General features: G+C 61.0%; 4 protein-coding genes. All 4 read left to right on the top strand.

Features of this window, described 5'->3' with window-relative positions:
* Positions 1–444 precede the first annotated feature (444 nt).
* The 4 genes from VEK15_04725 to VEK15_04710 all read left to right on the top strand — a co-directional run bounded on the left by VEK15_04725 (position 445) and on the right by VEK15_04710 (position 5,479).
* Positions 445–1,668, top strand: a complete 1,224-nt coding sequence (locus tag VEK15_04725; GenBank protein ID HXV59976.1) for a hypothetical protein — start codon at positions 445–447, stop codon at positions 1,666–1,668.
* Positions 1,669–1,682: 14 nt separating this feature from the next.
* Complete coding sequence (locus tag VEK15_04720) at positions 1,683–2,501, top strand: mechanosensitive ion channel domain-containing protein (GenBank protein HXV59975.1); 819 nt, start codon at positions 1,683–1,685, stop codon at positions 2,499–2,501.
* Positions 2,502–2,913: 412 nt separating this feature from the next.
* The gene (locus tag VEK15_04715; protein HXV59974.1) at positions 2,914–4,263 is read left to right on the top strand and encodes a mechanosensitive ion channel family protein; all 1,350 of its coding nucleotides are present in this window, start codon (positions 2,914–2,916) and stop codon (positions 4,261–4,263) included.
* A 583-nt stretch (positions 4,264–4,846) separates the two neighbouring features.
* Positions 4,847–5,479: a BON domain-containing protein gene (locus tag VEK15_04710; GenBank protein HXV59973.1), complete on the top strand. Its 633-nt coding sequence runs from the start codon at positions 4,847–4,849 to the stop codon at positions 5,477–5,479.
* The last annotated feature ends 704 nt before the right edge of the window (positions 5,480–6,183 follow it).

The following is a 6,183-nucleotide window of genomic DNA, read 5'->3' as shown; positions in this document are numbered from 1 at the left end:
GGATTTTGCGGACCGGACGTGGGGTGGAGACATTTACAAGTACTACGGCCACGAACCCTACTGGACCAACTAAGACAGGTCGATTGGGAGCTCGCCGAATCCGCTCGTGGATCGGCGAGCGCTCCGCGTGAAAAAGGGCCGGACCAGAAGGTCAGGCCCCTGCTCATCTTGATCCGACAATGACGCGAGGCCAGTGAATGAGGTGTTTGTTAGGCTCGGGGATGTGTGTGAGGACACGGGCCAAACACTCGCGGGGGTTGTCTACCAAACCATAGTCGTCGATGTCGTGTCGGCTACCGCCCCCGGGCCCATCCACGAGCAGTCCGGAACCGCGATCGAATTACAATCGCGAAAAAGCTCACCGGTGCTCGCATGAGGTGGTCAGTAGCAAGCCAACTTGTGTAAACCCTACGCGTCGGGAACCGACTAAGATAGCAAATCGAGATGCTGGACGAAACGGACATTTGGAGCTACATCCCCGTCGCCGACTTTGAGGTTCCTTCTCCACCAGCAAGTGATGCAGCCCGCGGGCTGGCGCGGCGTTTGTGGACGTCGCTTCGAGATGCTTTCCACCGCCCGAATCAAAAGGCGTCGAGTGAAGAAGTCCAGCTAGACCGACCACCGGTCGATAGGCTCCGCTCCGTCACGCCAGATCCCGACTGGAAGCCCGCCGCCGACCTTCTTGCCGCCGAATTGGGTGACGACTGGTTCGACAATCGCAGACCTGCTCGCCCCCTGCAAGTTCTCATCGGGCCTCCTGGTTGCGACGTCGCGGAAGTGTTGGAGGTACTGGCTCAGAAGCGACAACTCAACGTGCTGACCGCGCCTTCGCCCGAGGTACTCCTGGAAGCGTCGTACTCGAATCTTTCGGAGTTGCACGCGGTGCAGGAATCCATCGATGAGATCCTGGTGATTCCGCACTTGGAGCGCTGGTATTTACGGCACCAGGACGGCCTGAGCGTGGTGCGGACGCTGGTCCAAAGGCTAAACCAAAACGGACGGCGCGTGCTGGTTGGCTGCGACAGTTGGGCGTGGGCGTTTCTTCAGCACGCCATCGGTGTCCAAGATAGGCTCGGTGCACCGATTACCTTGGCTTCGTTCGACCCGGCGCGGCTGGATGCTTGGTTTCGTTCCACCTTTGATACTTCAGAATACGAGTTTCGGCAGAGCGGCGATGGTGAGTCGGTTTTTCCGGAGCTCGACAACACCGACAAAACGGACACCGAGCGACCCCGGCGCGAGAAATCCATGACGATCCGAAGCCTGGCGGCCACAGCGCGAGGCAATCCGGGTGTGGCCCTGGCCCTTTGGCGAGCCAGCCTCCGCACACGCGATACTGGGCAGGAGCCCGACCCTTCGGCCCAAACTTCCCGACCGGTCCTTTGGGTCGTGTCGCCTGCCCAATTTGCGCTGCCGGAGCTCCCGGTCGACGCCGACCGGGTAGACCGCTTTGTTCTTCATTCGGTCTTGCTACACGGTGGATTGTCGCTCTCGTCGCTCGTCACTCTGTTGCCGTTTTCTTGCGAGCAGGTCCAACGCTCTGTCAGCTTGATGCGACGGGTTGGCATGATCGAGGAACAGATGGGAAGGCTGTGTGTGACCTTGACTGCCTATCCGCTCGTGAGGCGGGACTTGCTGAGCGGAGGGCTTCTGACCGATTCTTTCTGACAAAAGGACAAGTCATGCAAGTTGCCAATGTCGCGGATGAGGCTACGCGGATACTACGGGAATGGAGTGAAATCCGACTGTTCGAGGCCGCGGTGGTGCTTGCCGCGGGCTTCGTCCTTTCTACCGCAATCAAATGGACTGTGCCACGGTTTGCGGACCGGCTGCCGTACCGATTCCGCATTTGGGTCCTGCCCTGGGAGCCAATCCTGCGCTTCCTCGTATTGCTATTCGTGCTCACCTACGTCGTTCCCCTGTTCATTCACCCGACCCCAGAAAACCTGCTCGCCATCTTCGGGGCTCTGGCCGTGGCGCTCGGCTTCGCGTTCAAAGACTACGCGGGCAGCCTGATTGCCGGCGTGGTCGCTTTGTATGAAAGGCCCTATCGCACCGGCGACTGGGTCCAGATCGAGGGCGCCTACGGCGAAGTTCGTTCGCTCGACTTGCGCACCGTCCAGATCCTCACGCCGGACGACACCATGGTCGCCGTTCCGCATGGCAAGATTTGGACGACTGCCATCTACAACAACAATAGCGGGCACCGAGAATTGATGTGTGTGGCCGACTTCTACCTGCATCCCGATCACGTTGGTCGGGAGGTTCAGCAAAAGTTGTACGATGTCGCGCTCGTCAGCCCCTACCTGCATGTTGACAAGCCCGTACTCGTCGTGGCCGCGGAAAAGCCGTGGGGCACGCACTACCGACTCAAGGCATACCCGTTCGACGGCCGTTACCAGTTTCAATTCATCACCGACTTGACGCTGCGCGGCAAGGCCGCGCTGCGCCGTCTCGGGGTCGAGTTTGGCGCGACTGCGCTCGCCCAGCCAAGCGATTGATCTTCGCGCTGGTTCGCGCGTATCAGACCGAGGGCAACGCTGCGCTTTCTCATCGACGACGACCGCGAGGACGGGCGCGCCGTGTCTCTCATCTCGATTACGCGGTCGCGCAACGACGGGATGACCGGCTTCCAGCGATTGTTCCTACGGCCCATCATCCGCAGCCGCTCGCGCGCGACGCCATTCTCCGCTGTCTCGATCCGGTGAAGCGACAGGTCGAGCGTAACTGCTCGCCGTGCCGCGTCGTGACGGTTTCGTCGGGATGATCCATGGTGTTCTCTCCGGAAGCAGAGCTACACGATGGATTCGAAGCTGCGGGCATCTCGAAGGCAGGCGTTGATTCGTTTCTTTTACACTCCCTGCGATGGAAGATGTTTTGGCAAGGGCGTCTCGGAAGGAGCCGGTAAACCCAATGGATAACTCTCGATTCGAGCGGATTCTCTGCAGCTCTCGTTCCGACGTTTCGCTGACGATAGCGAGCTGCTGGCTCGTCCTCCTGGTCTCGGGCCCTCCTCTCCACGCGATGCAGAACGAACCGGATGCTCGGCTCCCCGCCGATTGGGAGGTCACGGACGCTTCGATCGCCGAACGCCTCAATGCCATCTACGCGGAGATCGAAGCCTGGAATGCGATCGACGCAAGCGTTGCCCGAGGTGTCGTGACGCTCGACGGTGAAGTTTTCTCATCGGCGGCCGCCGAGGATGCCGCGGCATTGGCGGAGCGCATCGACGGAGTGCTCCTGGTGCGCAATCAGGTCGCCATCGCCACGGATCTGGAGAGTCGATTCGCTCCGGCGGGGGAGCGGCTGACACGGCGCGTTTTCGACTTTGTCGCTTGGCTTCCGGTGCTTGTGGTGGCTGTCGGGATTGTATTGCTGTTTGTCTGGCTCTCCCGCCTAGCCGCCACCCGCTCTTGGATTGACCGCCGCCTGTCTTCTAATCCCTTTCTCGCGGACATTTCCCGCCAGCTGATTCGCATCGCTATTCTGCTGCTCGGGATCATTCTGGCCCTCGAGCTGCTGGATGCCACCGCCCTTGTGGGAGCCGTTCTCGGAACGGCGGGGGTGGCAGGGCTCGCCATCGGCTTCGCGTTCAAAGACATCGTCGAGAATTACATCGCCAGTATCCTACTCAGCGTGCGACAGCCGTTCGCGCCCAACGACCACATCGTCGTCGATGGACAGGATGGCAAGGTCGTCCGACTCACCTCCCGCGCTACGATTCTGCTGACTATGGACGGCAACCACTTGCGAATCCCGAACGCCGCCGTATTCAAATCGACCATCTTGAACTACACGAAAAACCCGCTCCGTCGCTTCGACTTCGCAGTCGGCGTCGGAACAGAGGACGAGATTGGGACCGCCCGGCGCCTCGGCATCGAGGGCTTGACCCGGCTCGAGAGCGTGATGGACGAGCCGGAGCCTTGGGCCGTCGTCGAGACACTGGGCGACTCCAACGTTCTGGTCCGATTCTTCGGCTGGGTGGATCAGACGGCCCACGACTTTCTCAAGGTTCGAAGTGCCGCGTTGGTCGCCGTCAAGACCGCACTGGACGATGCCGGGATTGAAATGCCGGAGCCCATCTTTCGGGTGCGGACGGTTGCCATCGAGACACCGGTGCACCGACGACGATCGAGACCTTCCTCTGGAGAGGATGTCGACGAAATGGATGTCGCCGCCGATCGGGAGATCGAGCGCCAAGCGGCGGCCGACCGAAGCGCCGGAGGTGAGGACCTGCTGAGCACTCGTGCACCACAGGAATAAGTCGATTGCGTCCGCGAGAGGACGACGCCCATGAAGCGAGCTCTGAAGCCTGCGGCATCATTACACGAGCCGGACTCCACTGCGCGGACGGAAACGCTCGTTGGGTCGAACGGGGCGGACGGTGGAACTCCAGCCGTCATGGCCATTTCTACAAATGGCCGCTTTTCGGTTCGAGCCGCGGGCACAACGACTCCCGGAGGATCGGTCGCCCACTTCCTAGCTCCAACGAAGCTGCGTAACACTCCTAGTCGCAGCCGCAGGAGTATGCAAGAGTATATGGCGACTCGTTCGACCCTAAGGCGTGCGCAAGCCGCGGCACCGGAGGCCGCCTCTTGGTGTAAGAAGTGCCGGAGGCTTCTTCCTCTCGGACCCGCCATACGAGAGAACTCCCCACGTTCTCACCGGAAAGCGAGTCTGGCTGCACTTGGCACGGCGGTTGCACCGAGACGATCTGGAATCCAAATGCGGTGTTTCGCTCGGCCAGTTTTCCGAGAGGTCAGCGTCTCCGCCAGGCTTCCAATTCAAGGAGGAATCATGAGTAAGTGGAAACAAACGCGGGGGTTCTGTGACCGGGGTCCTGGTCATGGCACTTCTGTTGGTGCTCGTTGTCATCATTGGGGTCCTATATTTCGCGAATCCTCGTCGGCGGTCCACCGACAGTCTGGAACGTGACGGAAATGCCGTAGCCGAAAACTTGGGTGACGCGGTGCAAAGAATGCGGGATACGTCGCTGGACGCTGTCACGACGACCAAAGTCAAAGCCGCCCTCGGACTCTCGAAGAGTGTGTCGAGCTTCGAGCTCGACGTCGATTCCGACGATGGACGGGTCACTTTGACGGGCACGCTTCCTTCGCAGGAGGCCGAAGCCAGCGCCCTGCGGATCGCAGCCGACACCTCCGGAGTGGTGGAGGTCATCGACCGCATCGATGTGGCCCCCGGCGTCGAGTCCACTTCAGCGAGGAGCGATCTCGTGGACCGCCTCATCGACGCCGAATTGAAGGTAACGATCTACGAGACGCTTCTGGACGTGGAGAACATGGATGTCCGCCGCATCCGGGTGCTCGTCGATGGTGGAGCGGTCACCCTCACCGGGATCGCGCCCGATGTCCGCCAGAAAGAGCTCGCGGCGGGTGTCGTGGCCGGAATCGAAGGCGTTCGTCTGGTGGTCGATCATCTGAAAGTAGCCGTTCCCGCCTCGGCCGACGCCCTCCCCTAGCGGTCGAGCAATCGCCGCTCGGGCGGCGCGAAGCAGGCCCGGGTTCGGAGACCACGCGTTGGGTTTCGTTCAGCGTGTCGGTAATCGCTTCTCGAAACCGTGAAGGGTCTTCAGGATTCACGCTCGAATGGCGAGGGATGCGATTCGCGGGCATCGGACTTGCCGCTTCCCGGCCGTCCATGGGCGAGCTCCCAGCGAGGTAGAAAAGGATGGGTCTTCGCGGAATCGTGTGGGTGAATTCGTGAGCAAGATGGCGTTCTCGTTCGGGCACGCCGCGAGATCATACTCGTCAGCGAAGGCGCAAGAAATCGAGAGGGGGCGGCAGGCGGCACGAGAGGTGCCGGCCGAGCTCGCCATTCTCCAGGATCCCGAGATTCAGAGAATGGTCCGCGAGGTAGGGCTTCGGATCGCCCACTCATCGGAGAGGCCGGAGCTACCCTGGGAGTTCCACTGCGGACTGGCGCCCCGACCTCGATGTCCTGCTCACGCTTACAGGATACGTAGATATGCAGCAGAGCGGAAGCTCAGGTCCGAAGGCGGAACAGAGGAAGTATCTACCAACCGCATTCTTTATAGGCCCGGCTCCGCGTCATCGACAGCGGCGAGGGAATGAGCTCCGGGTTCCTGCCCTTCGCCTTCGAGAGATTCCGCCAACAGAACAGCACCAGCACTCGCTCCCATCATGGGCTGGGTCTGGGTCTTTA

The organism is Vicinamibacteria bacterium (assembly GCA_035620555.1).
Taxonomy (GTDB): domain Bacteria; phylum Acidobacteriota; class Vicinamibacteria; order Marinacidobacterales; family SMYC01; genus DASPGQ01.
Note: the sequence above shows the minus strand (reverse complement) of the source record. Positions and strands in the feature narration are given on the sequence as shown.